Here is a 15,937-nt window from a genome sequence, read left to right as displayed (position 1 = left end):
CTCCTTTATTGAATAACTCGAATATAACCGACAATTGACATACTATTAGCTCTTTGGACAATACCTACCGGATCACCTGCATGAATAACCGAATTAGGCGCACTCAAAGAATCACCTAGGTAAATACCTACGTGATTCGCATCGCCTGGCCAAGTATAACCAGTGTCATACATGATAAGGTCTCCAGGAACCAATTCACTTTGTGAAATACGTTTGAATGGTCCTTGTTGATTCCACATTGTTTGTGTTGTAGGACGTCCAGGAATACTAACCCCTGCTGCTCTCCATGCAGCAACAACGAATCCCGAACAATCATAACCATTAGGTCCATTCCCTCCCCATGTGTAAGGTAATCTTCGTTTACCTGTTTCATGAGCCCATTGAATCGCTTTATTATTCTTAGTATTAACTTCAGGTCGAGGTTCTGGTTTAACTGGTTCTGGAGTGTTCGGCTTATCTGAACTTCCTTCTGATACTGACTGTTGTTGAGCTCCACGTACTTTTAACTTCGTAATGACGTTATATAAGTCAACATTTCTTTCAATACCTAAAAGTAAGTCGTCGCTTGATACTCTGAATCCTTTAAAGTCCTCTACACGCTCTTTTAGAAAGTTTATGTGCATCCTTGGTGGTGAACCTGCCTCAAAATCGACCTCAAAGGATACTTCTACACCGAATTCTTTAGCTATCTGAAGTATCCTTTCAAGTCGTCTTTGTTGTTGCCCAAACTCAAGTTTTAATGTTTCTTCACTTTGTACTAGTCCTAAGTTCCAGCCAGTATTTTCAATGATATGGTTAACATAATAACTAATTGCTTCATTTGTTTTTGGAGGTTCAATTGCATCTACATATCCGTTCAGCATATTTATTGAAGCATCTTCACAAAACACTGTCTTATCGTTTGTATTCTCTTTTATGCTCGTTATAACCTGTAATGTTTGTTTACCTTCAGGTGTAAATTCTTCAATCAAATTACCTACTGCAATAATGCTATTTCTTGTATTCGTTTTTGGTATTTTGAATTCGAATGTATATAATGCTGAATCAATACTAGTGGTTAAAACATCATCATAGTACATAATTCCTTTCTCGGTATCATTACTAATGCTACCAATTCGTTCATACTTATTATTATAGACATGAATCAATTTAACCACCTACTTTCATATTCAATACTAGCGAACGGCATACTAGCCCATGAGCTTGTCTCAAGAGCAACTTCTGTTGGACCACCATCCAATTTGAAAAACTTACTATCGACATCAACGAGGCCAGCAAATTCAGTGCCATTTAATAGTATCTCGCCAGTTTCATTGTCAATTTCTAACTTATCACCTTTCATAAAGATATTTTCTATATCTCTATACAGTGATGAGTAACGACGTTGGACCTTAATGCTATTAATAATGTTATGGCTGTAAATCGGACGGTTCTTCCATCCTCCTGAAGCAACAAAAACCTTGCTTGCTTTCATTTGTCCTGCTGCACTGTTATATGCATAGTGTCTTATTGACTTTGGTGGGCTTCCGATACTCACGACTCTATTCGTTGTTAGATCCTCTTCATTCATCCAATAAATCGGAAATCCACCATACATGATTTCGAATTGTTTCTTACCTTGAAATGTTCGTACTCCGCGAATTGTATTTGGTCGTCCACGTGTAAAGCCTTGAACTGAATACCTAGTTCCATTGTGATGCCATCCATACCGAGCACTATCTTTGATATATACGGTATCACTTGTTGAGATAGCTGGTTGCGCCTTACCTTGAGATCCATTGTGATTCACAACAAAGGATAATAAATTACCTCTTTTCTCTAAGGTGACACTTCCATTCAATCTAGATAAAGAATCTGTATGAATTGTTCGACTAAATCCCGGTTGTGAACCTTGAGTAAAGAATTTTACAATTAAATCGTTCTTATCCCCAGAATTATCATATATATTAGCACCCATCACAATTCGATTGTCTTCTGTTAACACAGCTAATATTATTGAGTTAAGTCCTGAGTTTGTTCCATTCGCATCATAAATATCCATTCTACTTTCTAATAGAAAATCATCCGCAGTTTGATCATACTCTCCTGCATCAAAGATACGTTCATAAGCATACCCTTGCCAATTTTCTGATGTATCTCTTCCGTTTGGATTGATTGATGCACCCCACTCGTTTGTTGTAGCTCGGTTAGTTACTTTGAAATTACCCATATAAGGATAACCACTAGGGTTAGTCAGATATTTAAAGTTTCTTAGATCCGTCATCTCCTCATTCATTGCGTATTCCGATGGGGGTAATATAACTGTATCAACCTCTTGGGGATTCCCAATTGCTAGGTATCCATTTGGTGCTACAAGGGCTAGATAACCACAATCATCATTGAAGTCCACTTCAAACTTAGGCGTTGTTCGTGCAGTTCCTTTATTATCAACGACCACTCTACCTTGACTGTTGAAATACTTTCTTACAGAACCTTTAACATCTCTCCAAAAAGTATCTTCACTGACAAAATTTAATTTGAAAACTCCATAACGAAATCGACTAGACGATAAAGAACCGCCATCCAATTTACAATTAAGATAGCGGTCTGGTTTATCACTTATGATTAAAGGTTTCACTTCGTCTTGATATAGAATCTTCGCAAGTTGTTCTATATGATGGCTGATATTATCCTCAATACCAATCTCAATTGTCAGACGAATAGGATTAAGTTTGCTACTTTTAAGTTTGCTTAATTCATTTGTCGGATGATTCATGAAGGTATTGGATACTTCTGGCATTATGCTCGGGTAGACGTTTAAAATCTTGCAATGTTTTGTTAATTCATAGCCATTGTATGTAGCTTTTAATCGCACAATTAGTAGTCTCCCTTCATTCTGTTTTTACGTGTCGTTAAAACAGTTTCGTATTGTTTTTGATATGGATGTAATCCTTTAGTTAAGTTCATTCCATCTAAGTAAGTGTCCGATGGTTTATTTTGAATACTTTCTAACATCTCCGCAATCACGGCAAGCAAATTAATCATTTGACTATTGTCTATTGTTCCAATATTTAAAGCCGTTTCGGTGCTCTGTCCTGAGTTGCTACTCTCAACAAATTGCTTCGATGTCCGATTCATTGATTTCATTAAATTTGAAATGTTTGCCCCTAATCCGAATTCAAAATTTGATGGAATATCTTTTAATGCACTCATCATACTTTGAGTTAAATTACCAATAGCTCTTACCGGTTTATTTGCATCTCTATCAATGGAATCAGCAATGGTTCCTCCGAAATTAAGTCTATGAATATCTCTTAATGCTCCTTCTTTAGCTGGCGAGAAAGGCAAATAATTACGGATGGTTTGAGTCACATTACCAATTGCAGATTTGACTTTCCCAACCCCTGCACTAATACCATCTGCAATCATCGATACAATATTAGACCCTGCATCTTTGAAGTTATTCCACCACCCTGTGATAGTGTCATAGACTCCAGACATTACAGAATCAGCAGCAGATTTTGCACTTGATACTTTATCTCTTATCGCATTAACTACACTCGTCCAGATTTCTTTAACTTTTGCTAAAATACTATTTAATCTTCCTGATACTGCCGTTACCATATTAGAGAACCAAGTTTGCACACTTGAATAAGCGCCTGATACACTAGTAGTTACTGAAGTCCAAATGTTAGAAAAAGCAGTACTGACTGAACTCCACATTCCACTAGCACTTTCACTTACGGTAGCCCACATAGAACTAAACCAACTAATTACACTCATACCTAAATTACTAATCCAAGCTATACCTGTTTGAACAAAGGTCGCTATTACTATTCCTACATCGGAAAACATTGTCCCCCACTCAGTGACTGCTGTCGAGATCGCCTCGCTTAGCCAAGCCATAATTTCATCCCAGTTTTGCATAGCGATAATCACACCAGCAATAACTGCAGAAATACCCAAAATTGCAGCTGTTAAAGGAAGCATTGCTATGTTTAATGCCGAAAATGCCCCAACTAATCCCATAACTGCTACAGCAATTGGGGCGACTACCGCTCCAATACCTGAGAGCAACAGAATAAACTCAGCAAAAGCTTTTCCTGCTGGGCTTAATTCATTGAATTGAGTTATTAAATCTTCGATAAAACCAATAACTATAGGTAAAATATCGTTTGCTAGTTCGAGTAAAGCTTCACCTAAAGGTAATAAAGCTTCCTCCAATTTCCTTAAGTTTGAACTGAATTTTTCTTGTTGAGTTCTTTGAGAAAATATTTGAGCAGCTTCGTCCGCATTTTGATAAGCAGACTCAACACCATTCACAGCACCACTTGCACCAATCATTGCTTCAATAACCTTTGTACCTGCATCTTCACCCATAGAACCGAAAATCTCTGAAATTGCTGCAGCCTTTTCTTGTTCTGATCCTAGTGACATAATTTCTTCACCTAATAATTGAAAGGCTTCTTTAGCTGTTAAATTACCATCTTCAATTTCTTGGTAAACTTCTTCAAACCCACCACCTAGATTTTCAACGGCCGTAGCAATCGAACCATCATTCAGTCTTACTCCAAACTCTTTTACGAGGTCGTTAACCTTATCTAAATTGTAAGCCCCTCCATCAAGACCGGCTTCTAAGATAGCAAACATCTCTTCAGCGCTATATCCAGACTCTTCAAATAGGGTCGCGTACTCTGCAAGGTTATCCCCTAGTTCATCTGTCTTATCTAATCCTCTTTGAGTTCCTACAGTCATCACATTCAGTGCTTCATCCGCTGATACTCCGAATGTTGTCATAAGTGCATTTACACCACGCAATGATTCAGGTATATCAGCATCAAAACGCTTAGCGAAGATAGCGACGTTTCTTGAAACTTTTTGCAACTCAATATCATCTAGATCTTTTAATTGAGTTCCTGTTTGTACTAGAATATCTCCGGCTTCTTCATAACTATCAACAATGCCTGATTTGTATAAATTATTTATTTTTTCAGCAGTTGACTCGGCTTCATCACCGACTAGACCAAAGGCAGCGTTATACTTCACAACTGCATTATCGATTTCTCCGCTACTTTCAATTGCGGCTGTTCCGATGTCGATAATCTTATCGGTAACACCGCCTAGTTGATCAGCAGCATCCATCAAGTTACCAGCATCTAACTTGTCACCCATGTTCTCTAAAGCATCGCCTGCTTCATTAGCTGACGTTTCTAGCCTTTGTAATCCATTTCTTACATCTTCTATCGATGAGCCATCATCAATTGAATCTAGTTCGTTTTTAAGCTTTGATATATCAGCTTCCGAACCTAATGCAGTACGACCGATTTGATTTAGAGCTGTCTCTAATTGCTGAGAATTAGCTCGGCCATCTCTTATTGCATTCGTTAGTTTCGTTCCAATAACGTCTGAGAAATCATCAACCGATGTTCCAGTTGCTTCAAAGTAAGTTTCTAACCTTTGAGTATTTCTCGCAAGGTCCTCTTGTTCTTGTTGGGAATTCTTCAAAGCAGTTTGATAGTGATTTAATTTACTTTCTGTCTCAACTAATTCTCGTTGAAATGCACGGTATTGTTCCGCATTGATATCTCCAGATTGGAATTGTCTATCAACTTCTGCTTGAGCGTCTCTCAACTGTTTTAACTTTTGAGAGGTGTTATCTATCTGATTCGCTAATAGCTCTTGTTGTTGTGCTACCAACTCAGCATTGCCCGGGTTGAATTTTAATGAACTATTCACACTACGCAATTCTTTATTAGTATTACGCGCACTCTTTTCAACATCTTTTAATACTTTGTCAAGACCGGTTGATTTACCTTCAAGTTCTATTGTGATTCCTTTAATTTTAGATGACATTTACTCACCTCTCCTTCGTTAAAATGCATCAAAATGAGCTTGGCTAGCTTGAATTACCTTTGGCTCACTCGGATTATTATTTTCTTCTTGTGCTTTAATGTATTCTCCAGCGAAGTCAATTAAAGAACCGATTGTTAAATAATCTAATTCTTCAATAGATAAACCTAACTTTTTTGCAATAAAAAGAAACGAATCGACAGTGATAATTTCATCATCATCGTTCGTTTCTATTTCTTCGTTTTCTGTTTTTTTTTCATCAAACCAGTTAACATATCTGTAATTTCAGGAATAATATCCTCTAACGGGAACTCGTCAAACCCCTCCAACCATTCAGCTAGTGGCGGTATCGATTTATCAGCCATCTTCGCAAATAACCAAACTAATCTATAGACAATTTCTAACTCTAGATTGTCAATTTGCTCGTAACTAAGGTCATCCAGACCATCTTCACTACCCATGTTCTCTACACTCTTTGAAAGCTTTAGAACATCCGAGAAGAAATCAGTTTGAAAGAATTGTTTATATCGAATCGGAACACCCGCATGGGATTTTAAAATGATTAACTGATCATCAATCTCAATGATTTTTTCCAATATTACACGCCTCCAACTTCTGTTGGTTCATGAACTTTATCAAACCAGCTATTATACACTTCTGGTGTCGTATTTTCATTTGTATTTGTTTTAACCCAGTCATCAGTTGGACGCGCTTGAGCTTCAATTTGCATCTCTTGTGTGCCTGGTTCGATTGTGCTTCCTTTTGTTTGTCCAGCAACAGTAGGTCGTCCAGCTGTGTTGTAATACGAAACATATCTTACACCATGCTTATCACCTTCAAATTGCCACATTAAAGCAAATGGTGTTGATAAAGCATTACCTTTCTCTAAAACAACGCCATCAATTTCTTCAAATCCTAAACAATCAATTTTGAACTCATCAGTAATAATGGCCATCGTCAATGTTCCCGAATACCCATTATTAACAAAAGTACTAAAGTAATTTGTATTATCTGCATCAAAACGCATGTTTTCTTGTTGCGGATCCATCGTAAATGTCACTGCACCCGGAATTCTTTTCGGTGTATCGTATTCAATAGCACCATCTGTTTCATTGATTACTTTAGCGTAACGAACATTCGATAAACCATATTGGATTTTATTTTTTTCTGCCATAATTTTTTTCTCTCCTTTAAAGTGTACTTAAATAGAAAAAGTTTCCAAACATATTTTGAGATTCAATATATGTTTCAGACTTTGTCCAAGGTATTTTATTAATTTTGAATAAATCTTTTACTTTTCTTTCTAAATCACTATCTTTTTTATCTGTATAAACTTCAACAATATAATCTTGTTGTTCAACATAACTTTCATCATCAGCATTAAAAGGGTTTTCTTCATCAATATAGTAAATGATAAAAGGAGGTTTAATTTCCTCACCTTTCCCAAATGAATGGTATGCAACAGGTAACCCTATTGTTTCTAACATATTTTTCATTTCAGATGATTCCATTTCTACCCCCTTATTGCCTTCTCAGCTTTTTCTATATAATCTTTTATCATGATCTCTTCTACAGGCCTTATATGCTCCCGACCTTCAACACGCCCGCCATTTCTTGTAGCATGGCCTTTTTCTAGTAAGTGCGTCAGTTGATAATTTGTCTTGTTATGTACGATATGTTTTTTACCTACAGCCTTAGACCTCCAACCTTTTGCATAGTCACCAGATTTTTTAGGACTTGATTGTTTAAGTCGTTTAGCTCCTTCTTTCGCTATCTCTTTAGCTGCTTCGTCAATATCTTCGATGACATCATCCGTGTACTCACGTAAAGCCTTCGCGATTTCACTGGCGATATCAATCATCAAAATCACCAATTTTAGAAGAACATTTGATTTCTAGATGTTCACTGTCAATAAGATATGTACTATATATATTCAGTCTCCGACCTTCGAACCATACAAACTGTTCATTGTTGTATTCATAGGGCTTAATCTCAAATATCTCTTCTATTTCAATACCACTTTGGCGCGCTTCATAGAATTCGTTTCTTGGGGTTTGTTTCCGATTGGCCATGACCCGTGTTCTAGACTCTTTTGGAACTCGATTACCATCTTTATCGCTTTTCCATCCGGTTTGTCCAATAAGTTCTATGTCATATTCCCAATTATCATTCATCTAATCCACCCGCTCTTTCACCTTGAGTCATTAAATTATGTAATCTGAACTGAATGTCTCTTGGCATTGATTTATTTTCCACATTTCTATAGCGATATTCAGCAAAATCAACAATGAAAAATATATGCTCTGGATCTAGTTCATCTAATGATATTCCATATGTTCGTTTAACTTCTTGCTCCACACCTTTAATCAATGCAATAAGATAGGGATCACGCTTGTCACTCGTAATCCCAATCTTTGTCTTCAGTAAAGTTAAAGCTCGTTGAATCATTATTCATCACCTTGTTCTTCAAGTGGAACAATCAAAGATCTTCCTAACTTGTTGTTATCTCCTTCTAACTCAGCAATACGCGCTTCAGAAACTTTCCTTTTGGTCGCTGGAAACGTATCATCAATTTGATAAATACGACCTCCAGGATGTGCTTTAGTAACATCCTGTAAGTCTTTGAAGGGGTAAATTACTTTATGAGCCATATATTAAGCCCCCTCAACAGCGCGTGTGTAAGTGAAGTAGAATCCTGCTGATGTATCAGTTGTTTTAACTTGGAAGCGAGAGAACATTGCTAAAATTTGTCCATAAATATGGTGGTCAACCCAACGTACAGATGCTTTCTTACGGTCAAATAATGTTACTGCTGCTTTTGAGTTTCCATAGAAACCTACTAGATCCCCATCATTTGAACCGATGACATCATCATCTAGAATCTCAACTGGTTTACCAAATAAGGATTTACCAGATTCAGCTTTAATATCTGGCTGTAACAAGTAGCATCCTTCGTTATCTTTTAATGTATCTAACTCATTAAACATTGATGCAGAAACAATCCAGCGTGCATTTTTGTTGTACACTTGTTTCATATCAACGTTTTTCATTTTCTTAAGTCCATCAGACCCCACAACCGAAGAAGCTGGTAGTGTTTTTAATGCTGCAGAAATTTGATCGTTCTTAGTATTCAATTCTTGTAATTCAATACTATCTGCGATTAAACCTACTACATCGTAATCCGCATCATCAATCATTTCTTGAGAAATTGGAATTTCGCCACGGTAAGTCACAATCTTATAATCAACATCATTGAATGATGGAACGTTTAATTCAGGGTTTTCCGCCAACTCTTCAACGCTAGTCATCTTTCCAGTTGCGCGTTTAATTACTGGCATAGATCCAGCACCACTATTCACTTTTACTACATTGACGAATGGTACTAAATTTAATTCCTCATATGGTTCTTCTAACTGTGGTTTCATCAACTCATCCGGTACTAAAGCACCACCTTCAACAGTTGTAAATTTATCACGTGTTTGTCCTTTACTACGGATGTAGGCATCTAAGCCATTACGTACCTCTACTAAGTCTTTTTTGTTCATGCTACGTTCCCCTTTGTCATTTTCTTTTTTATCATCTTCAGGACTTGGTTTTTTGTTATTAGCTTCCTCAAGTTCGGATTCAAGCTCATCTAATTCTTTCTGAAGATTTGTTTTTTGGCTTTCTTTATCATCAATATCCAATTGAACGCTATCAACTTCTTCTTCAATCGTATTAATATCTTCTTCGGTTTCTGCATCATCAATAGCTCCTAAGAATTCATCACGTCGAGCAACTAATAGATTTAATTCCTCCGTTAATTTTTCCATTGAACTACGTTTCTTTCCTAATCGTGCTGCAATAATTACTGGATTTGCCATAATTTTAACTTCTCCTTTAATGTGTTTTTTCTTTTATTCAGTACTTCTTTTTTGAATCTATTAATATCTTTTTTTCGAGCAGATGCTTCTGTTGAGGGATAAGCTGGGAACGTCACAATAGATACTTCAATCAGATTCATATCTTTAATCGTAGTTTTAAAAGTTCCATCACCTCTATCTTCGAATTCTTCCTCAATCGGTTGAAAACCAAAACTACACGCCGTAATATCACCACGCTTTACGCGTGAGTAAATATTTATTGCTTCTGCATCGTTCTCATTAATTTCAACTGTCCCGAACAATCCAGTACTATCCGAATTCAACTCAAGGGTATTATTGCTAGTCCTTCCTAAGACAACACCATCAATATGGTTAAATAGACAAACGATATCATTATTTCTTAAACTGTTTACAACTGCTTCCGGAGCGACTTCCTCAAAGAATCCTGGCCACAATTCTGTTTCCTCGTTATATTTAATAAAGTATGCATCTAAATACTTCTGAGATTCTTCTTCTTTGGCTCTTATTTCAACCTTTAAAAAGCTAGTTCGTTTCTCTTCCACTTTTTTACTCACCCCCTTTCAATTTTTCTTGATCACCTAACTGTTCTACTGGAATATAGTTTTCAAGGACAATTAACTCTTCCATCTCTTCATCTGGATCCAATCCAACCCAATCCCTTAATTCATTACGTCTCATAGCATTCATTTGAACCATTGCACCACCTGCACTAACTAGGTCAGTGATGTTGTATGCATATAGACTTCGCGGATTCAATCTGAAGTACCAATCTTGACTTAATACCAAATCTCTCGTGAGTGTTTGAGCGATTGTTTGAGCAATACTCATGACTCTTGTATTAATGAAGTTGTTATATTCATCTTTGTTAAAATTACCAACTCCAAGAAAAAAAGCCGGAACTTGTAAAAGCCCAGCGATTGTTTTCTTATCTAGTTCTACTGATTCATTAATTGCGATATCCTTTAAGGATAATGGCTTAATCTGTTCTACTTCTAGTAAATCAGCCGGAATAACCCATGGCTCACCCGCTTTATCACTATCCAAGTATTTATCTTTAACACGGTCTCGCCCTTCCTTAGAGGCTAATTCTTCGTTTAATGCATCTACTTTAACAATAAGGTTTGGTAAGTAATTACTCCGCATAAACTCATTCTTTGTTTTGTTTGCTTGGTTTAAGTTTTTAACTATATCACCTAACTCAATTCTAAATCCTCGCCCCTTCCATGGTTGTGATGGATCTGGATTAGTTACAAAATGAATCAGTTCATCCATATGATAATCGTCATCTTTATACTTTATATACATCTCACCTTTTTTGTGTTTATACTCGACATAATCCATATCAAAGGGAGTTAAATCTTTAATCAATAACGTTTCAGGATCGATACTAATATGGACGATTGAATTACCATCACCATTCAAAAGTAAATTCGTAACAATATTGTAAATCCATGTTTTTCTCGTCATACCTTTACATGGATTGATATCAATCTTTCTTGATAATCCATTGTGAATGCGTCTATCTCCACCATCTGTATTCTCCATCAGATGAATCGTCATATTACTTACAAGGTCCGCTAATTTATACGCAGCCATCTTTACGTCCGGATTGTCTGATAACTTTACAAACCCTGGATAATCGTCAAAATAGCCCGCTTTATTCAAAGCCCAAAAGCGACTAGCATTTGAGGAATCATTATTAATACTTCTTCTGAACATATTACTTATTCTCTTCATAAAACTCATTTATTCACCGCCCTTCTTTTAATCTCTATTGAGCCAACTTGATACACTTTCTTGGCTCGTTAAAGCTTCAAGCATTCTTACTGAAGCAAATACCCCCGCATCAAATAAATCGATACGTGACTTATCTTCAACTTTTTCATATTGAATCATATCGTCGGTTTTTTCGATTGCATGTACATTCTGCACACTATATTCAAATGCTTGATTATGTAGGTAGTATAATTCACCGTTCTTAGCTTTATTCTCAATTCTTCTAAATCCTTCAGACTTTTTATAGAAATACTGAGGTTGATCCACGATTCTAAATCTCGCTTTCTTCATTCCGTTAAAGAACTCACGACCAAACTTTCTATCAAACCCTACTTCTTTTATTTTGAAGCCTATCTTACGCATCATAATAAACCAATTAATAATATCGGTATAATGAACCGTTGGAGTGTTACTCATTGTTAGAACACCATCATCCTGCCACCCAAACAGCGGTATGTTATCTTCTTCGGCTTTTGCGTGCGCCATAACGACCGGGAAGAAAGCATGCGTGATGACAATATCTATTGATTTTCCTTCGTGATTATACTGACCGTATAACGCAGCTGCAGTTAAGTCATGCAACTTAGATAAGTCGGCACCGCCGTACCAATCAATCTTCATCTTAGCTAATTCTTCAATGGTCCAATCAAATTGCGTATCACTGCTTCTAAATTCATCAATATTAAAGTAAGCACGCATTGCACTTGTATAGATGTTTAATGACTTTGCTAAAAAATCTTTTCGTTGTTGAGGGTCATTCTGTGCTTGATACGCATCATTCTGCATATCTTCAGGACGTATCGTTACACCATAATTCGGATTAGCTTTTTCGTGCTCGATTGGATTAGTGTAATCAACATCACCATTTTCGTCCTCATCCGCCTTAGCAATAAATACAAAATACTGTTCATCCGTCACTGTTTTATCAAGTATCTTCTGACAATACTTAAGTCGGTTGTAACAGAACGTATTCATGTCATCACCAGCCGTAGTAATACCAATCATCAGCTTATTCGTATAAGCTTTCATTGCTTCTTTGATGATGTTGTACTGCTTCGGATTCTTATACGCATGTAACTCATCGGCGATACCGATATTACAGTTAAGCGAATCTTGTGCATCAGGATTAGCAGCCAAGGCTTGAATGAATAACGAACCATCGCCCAACGAGCCACTGATTGAATGCTCCATATTGTTATCTAAAACTCTGAAGTTTTCTAGTTCGCCCATCTCTGCAAGATTATATTTAATAAACTCAAATGACTGCATAGCTTGTTTTAAAGCAGCACCAACAATATAAACCGTTGAACCGGATCTACGCTCTAATAATGCTAATCCCCATGATAAAGCACTAACAAATCTTGTTTTACCATTCTTACGTGGTAAAAAGATAAAGACTTCTTTATAGCGTCTTATCTCTGTTCCCTTTTGAAAAAAACCTAGGATGTTATAAATAATAAACTTCTGCCATGGCTCCAATATAAAAGGCTCCCCACGTAATGGAGAACCATCTAGCCGTTCACCTTGATTATGAACAAAAGTAGTTTCAATTATCTGTATAACAAACTCAGCATCTTTAGTTCTGAAATCATATTCCGAATTATCTAAATCATCCAAAAACCGTTGACACGATTGGATGGTTTCTTTATTAGCTAACTTTTTTCTAGCTACAACCGATTGTGCATACTCCATCACAATCATTTTATTTTTATTTATTTTATCCAATCATTTTCAGCGCTTCAGCTAATTTTGATTTTGGCGGTTCTTTGATGTCTGTTAGAGATTGATATGACCTAGGATTAACCATGAGTCTATCGGAGTATGTAATGATATCTTTTCTCAGCGCCTCTAATTGAGTAACCAAAACAGGTTTTTTGCCAAAATCATCTTCAATTGGATACCCTAACTCTTCATAGAGTTCCATCATCCTTTGATAGTGATAAATCAGATCAGCATAAACTTCAATCAGCATGTCGAATTCCTTCTTGTAAACATCTAGCGACTTCATGTCGTTCGTCACTCTGGACTTAATTCTATTAACTTCTTTAATCTTAATTTCAAACGTCATACTTTCTGTTTTACCCGAACGTTTAAAGTAATTAGTTGCTAGTCCAAACACTTCAATAACCTTTTGTAAAATGTGTTCCGATGCACTTTTCTTGTTATTTTCAATTTCGGATAAATAGTTTCTAGATATACCAATCGCTTTAGCGAACTCAGCTTGAGTCATACCTTTTTCTTTCCTCAATTTTTTAATTAATTCGCCCACAAATCATCACCGCCTTTCTTTTTGTCGCTCTTTTTATGTGAAATACTTATGGAGAGGGAAAAGGCCCTCCCCCCTCGGTACCCTCCGATTCAAAAAATTAATTATGGGGTGGGGGGGTACCATAGAATTTTTTAAATTCATTTTTAAATTTGTTCTGCAATGCTATACCTTCACCAATAATTTCATTGGAATTTCTGTCATGAATTTTATTATGTTCGCTTTCATTCACGCTTGTGAGATTCCAATTGACTAGTGCAAGTTCAGGATACAATTCAAGTGGATAGATATGATGAACTGTATTTGCTGCAGTTGATTTACCAAACCGTTTGGATAGTTGACACAAATAACTATCTCGCTTTAGAATTAACTCACGCTTTCTCTTCCACTTCTTAGACTTATAGAATGGATTAACTACTTTCATTTCTCGTCATCCTTATCACTGATAGGTTCTATTCTATATATTTCATTAGTATGTATTGTATACTCTTCGTCTAATCCGTCATGAAGTAAGTCAACAACAATCTGATCAGGTGGTTGAGTTTTTATGATGCGTGCCATTAGTTCCATCTTGTCTATAAATACTATTGTTACAACTTCACCAGGCTCAAAATTTAAATCAACTGGTTTGTTCATGTAATCCCCTCCATATTTGTTTGTATAAAAAAAGACCTCAAAAGAGGTCTCATTTGTATTTATTTTTGATATATCGCCATAGATTGAAGACAACTAGGCATCCAACTACAGCGATAATAATAAGGTTAACTGTAGTTCTGTCCATTTTTATCACCTATAATTTTTCAGTATATTTTGTAATTCTTTCAACCGTATCATCATCAAAAAAATCATCATAATCATTTATTTTTGCTTTTATAAAAGTCAATGGATTTACTTTAAACCCCGTAAAGTCATACTTTAATTGAGATAAGATTAAAGAAAAAATATAAATTTGAAACGCTGAGAAGTCTTCACCTAACTCGTTCTAGATAGACTCTGATCTGTGCGTACTTTTCATATATTTTGCAAATGAATTAATTGTTTCATCAGAACCGTACATAAAAACATCACTAGTAATAGAATACATTGTATCCTCATCCATATTTTCTATAGTCCTTAAATCCACTAAAAAGTTTGTCCATTTTTCAAATAGTTTCTCTATTTTTTCTCCGCTTAATTGTCTATAGTATGCTTCTTGCTGTAAATTTCTATTGTTATCATGTTCTTTGCTTTGAAGGATTAAATTTTTATGGAGCTCTGGTATTACCTTAATGTACATGACTAGCACAGTAATAATGACTGTCGCCACTATTCTTAATATATCACCAAATAAAACTAACAAACTATCCATCTTTATACATTCCTTTTTGATACAACTATATCAAAAACCACCCCGGTTTGCGAGGTGGAAATAGGATGCTTTTAATGTCAGGCGGATATCTTCACTTATCCACAATATCATTCTACCACCTACAGCTCTCAAATTATTCTCAACTTTCTCTCAATATTTTCTCAATTCATTCTCATTTAAGTTAAGTTGCAATTAATTACATCTCAACTATCAATTCACCTAAGTGATAGACTTCCGCAAAAGCAAGCTGTGCTTTCTCCAGCTTTCTATAATAAGTCGCAACACTGATGTTGAACTTTGTTACTATCTCATATTCTGATGGTGCACTGATTGTGTAGTGCTCCCATAGTAGCTTACGTTGCTGGCCATTCAATTTATTCAATGCATCGTGTATATGAGTGATAATTTCAATTGCTGATACCTTTCTAGTAACCATATCTTCTACTGGCTTGCTTGTGCCTCCATCGCCCTTAGGCTCCAATGTATAGCTTGCTGTAAGCTTTTGCTCGTATTGTCTACCAGCCAATCTTCGTAAACTATGATACTGCCCTAATAATTTCATTACATTTCTTCGTGTCATTTTTTCGTTTATTTCTGGTAGTAGCAATACGATTCCTCCTACAACTTATTTTCTAACTTTTTGAATATAAAATCCACATGGCATAACATCCCCATTACCGTATCCAAACTTCTTCTTGCGTTTATTCTTCTTTTGTTTATTTGGATATTCAGTTAACAAATACTGATAAGCTAATCCCTTTGTCTTAAAGTATCCATGAACTAACTTCGAATCTTCAACGACTATATAATGATAATCTTCAACTAGCAATATTA

Annotated in this window: 20 protein-coding genes; all 20 read right to left on the bottom strand. The window is 36.0% G+C overall.

Going from position 1 to position 15,937, the window contains the following annotated elements:
• Positions 1-5: 5 nt before the first annotated feature.
• On the bottom strand, positions 6-1,148 hold the full coding sequence (locus ACFO5Y_RS00500; RefSeq protein ID WP_197103083.1) for an NlpC/P60 family protein: 1,143 nt from the start codon (positions 1,146-1,148) through the stop codon (positions 6-8).
• Entirely contained in the window at positions 1,145-2,854 is a 1,710-nt protein-coding gene (locus ACFO5Y_RS00495) for a distal tail protein Dit (RefSeq protein ID WP_197103085.1), read from the bottom strand. The genes ACFO5Y_RS00500 and ACFO5Y_RS00495 overlap by 4 nt, the downstream gene beginning before the upstream one ends.
• A 2-nt stretch (positions 2,855-2,856) precedes the next feature.
• Positions 2,857-5,832 carry a phage tail tape measure protein gene (locus tag ACFO5Y_RS00490; RefSeq protein ID WP_197103087.1) on the bottom strand — a complete coding sequence of 992 codons (2,976 nt, stop codon included), beginning with the start codon at positions 5,830-5,832 and terminating at the stop codon, positions 2,857-2,859.
• A 227-nt stretch (positions 5,833-6,059) separates the two neighbouring features.
• Positions 6,060-6,425 carry a hypothetical protein gene (locus ACFO5Y_RS00485; RefSeq protein ID WP_197103089.1) on the bottom strand — a complete coding sequence of 122 codons (366 nt, stop codon included), beginning with the start codon at positions 6,423-6,425 and terminating at the stop codon, positions 6,060-6,062.
• Positions 6,426-6,427: 2 nt separating this feature from the next.
• Entirely contained in the window at positions 6,428-7,003 is a 576-nt protein-coding gene (locus tag ACFO5Y_RS00480; protein ID WP_197103091.1) for a major tail protein, read from the bottom strand.
• 16 nt (positions 7,004-7,019) lie between these two features.
• Complete coding sequence (locus ACFO5Y_RS00475) at positions 7,020-7,340, bottom strand: hypothetical protein (protein WP_197103093.1); 321 nt, start codon at positions 7,338-7,340, stop codon at positions 7,020-7,022.
• Positions 7,341-7,342: 2 nt separating this feature from the next.
• Entirely contained in the window at positions 7,343-7,690 is a 348-nt protein-coding gene (locus tag ACFO5Y_RS00470) for an HK97 gp10 family phage protein (protein ID WP_197103095.1), read from the bottom strand.
• A complete protein-coding gene (locus tag ACFO5Y_RS00465; protein WP_197103097.1) occupies positions 7,683-8,003 on the bottom strand; it encodes a phage head closure protein in 321 nt (106 codons plus the stop codon). Before ACFO5Y_RS00465 ends, ACFO5Y_RS00470 begins: the two co-directional genes overlap by 8 nt.
• Positions 7,996-8,277: a phage head-tail connector protein gene (locus ACFO5Y_RS00460; RefSeq protein ID WP_197103099.1), complete on the bottom strand. Its 282-nt coding sequence runs from the start codon at positions 8,275-8,277 to the stop codon at positions 7,996-7,998. The genes ACFO5Y_RS00465 and ACFO5Y_RS00460 overlap by 8 nt, the downstream gene beginning before the upstream one ends.
• On the bottom strand, positions 8,277-8,480 hold the full coding sequence (locus tag ACFO5Y_RS00455) for a hypothetical protein (RefSeq protein ID WP_197103101.1): 204 nt from the start codon (positions 8,478-8,480) through the stop codon (positions 8,277-8,279). The genes ACFO5Y_RS00460 and ACFO5Y_RS00455 overlap by 1 nt, the downstream gene beginning before the upstream one ends.
• A 3-nt stretch (positions 8,481-8,483) precedes the next feature.
• Positions 8,484-9,692 carry a phage major capsid protein gene (locus ACFO5Y_RS00450; RefSeq protein WP_197103103.1) on the bottom strand — a complete coding sequence of 403 codons (1,209 nt, stop codon included), beginning with the start codon at positions 9,690-9,692 and terminating at the stop codon, positions 8,484-8,486.
• Positions 9,677-10,255, bottom strand: a complete 579-nt coding sequence (locus ACFO5Y_RS00445) for an HK97 family phage prohead protease (RefSeq protein ID WP_197103105.1) — start codon at positions 10,253-10,255, stop codon at positions 9,677-9,679. Before ACFO5Y_RS00445 ends, ACFO5Y_RS00450 begins: the two co-directional genes overlap by 16 nt.
• 4 nt (positions 10,256-10,259) lie before the next feature.
• Complete coding sequence (locus ACFO5Y_RS00440; RefSeq protein WP_231606788.1) at positions 10,260-11,459, bottom strand: phage portal protein; 1,200 nt, start codon at positions 11,457-11,459, stop codon at positions 10,260-10,262.
• 18 nt (positions 11,460-11,477) lie between these two features.
• Positions 11,478-13,190 carry a terminase large subunit gene (locus ACFO5Y_RS00435; protein WP_197103239.1) on the bottom strand — a complete coding sequence of 571 codons (1,713 nt, stop codon included), beginning with the start codon at positions 13,188-13,190 and terminating at the stop codon, positions 11,478-11,480.
• Positions 13,191-13,206: 16 nt separating this feature from the next.
• Entirely contained in the window at positions 13,207-13,758 is a 552-nt protein-coding gene (locus ACFO5Y_RS00430; RefSeq protein ID WP_197103107.1) for a helix-turn-helix domain-containing protein, read from the bottom strand.
• Between the two features lie 97 nt (positions 13,759-13,855).
• On the bottom strand, positions 13,856-14,179 hold the full coding sequence (locus ACFO5Y_RS00425; protein WP_197103109.1) for an HNH endonuclease: 324 nt from the start codon (positions 14,177-14,179) through the stop codon (positions 13,856-13,858).
• Positions 14,176-14,391: a hypothetical protein gene (locus ACFO5Y_RS00420; protein WP_197103111.1), complete on the bottom strand. Its 216-nt coding sequence runs from the start codon at positions 14,389-14,391 to the stop codon at positions 14,176-14,178. The genes ACFO5Y_RS00425 and ACFO5Y_RS00420 overlap by 4 nt, the downstream gene beginning before the upstream one ends.
• Positions 14,392-14,737: 346 nt before the next feature.
• Complete coding sequence (locus ACFO5Y_RS00415; protein ID WP_197103113.1) at positions 14,738-15,103, bottom strand: hypothetical protein; 366 nt, start codon at positions 15,101-15,103, stop codon at positions 14,738-14,740.
• Between the two features lie 196 nt (positions 15,104-15,299).
• Entirely contained in the window at positions 15,300-15,710 is a 411-nt protein-coding gene (locus ACFO5Y_RS00410; RefSeq protein WP_197103115.1) for an ArpU family phage packaging/lysis transcriptional regulator, read from the bottom strand.
• An 18-nt stretch (positions 15,711-15,728) separates the two neighbouring features.
• Positions 15,729-15,932 carry a hypothetical protein gene (locus ACFO5Y_RS00405; RefSeq protein WP_197103116.1) on the bottom strand — a complete coding sequence of 68 codons (204 nt, stop codon included), beginning with the start codon at positions 15,930-15,932 and terminating at the stop codon, positions 15,729-15,731.
• Between the last annotated feature and the right edge of the window lie 5 nt (positions 15,933-15,937).

The organism is Ruoffia tabacinasalis, from assembly GCF_042652985.1.
Lineage (GTDB): Bacteria > Bacillota > Bacilli > Lactobacillales > Aerococcaceae > Ruoffia > Ruoffia tabacinasalis.
Note: the sequence above shows the minus strand (reverse complement) of the source record. Positions and strands in the feature narration are given on the sequence as shown.